Here is a 472-nt window from a genome sequence, read left to right on the forward strand (position 1 = left end):
ATGCAAAACTACCTGACGCCCAATTTCTCATTCGCCCCCATGATTCCGGAACGCGCGCTCGGCAGCCGGGTTTGGGATACCGAAGGACGAGAATACATTGACCTGTCAGGCGGCATTGCTGTGAACGCGCTGGGGCATTGCCATCCCGATTTGGTCGCGGCCTTGGCCGAACAATCGCAAAAACTCTGGCACATTTCTAATATCTATACCACCCAACCGGCACAAGAATTGGCCAAAAAACTGGTCGAAAACACCTTTGCCGACAAAGTGTTTTTCTGCAACTCCGGCGCAGAGGCCAATGAAGCCGCGTTGAAATTGGCGCGCAAATACGGACGCGATTATTTTGGCGAACACAAAACCGAAATCATCTCCTGCCTCAACAGCTTCCACGGCCGCACCCTGTTTACCGTTTCCGTCGGCGGCCAGCCCAAATACAGCAAAGACTACGCGCCGCTGCCGTCAGATATTACCC

Annotated in this window: 1 protein-coding gene; it reads left to right on the plus strand. The window is 53.8% G+C overall.

What is annotated here, in order from left to right:
* A partial coding sequence (locus ACTHUM_RS19290; protein WP_440403900.1) for an aminotransferase class III-fold pyridoxal phosphate-dependent enzyme occupies positions 1-472 on the plus strand: 472 nt, incomplete at both ends.

The organism is Neisseria sp. P0021.S006 (genome assembly GCF_051956895.1).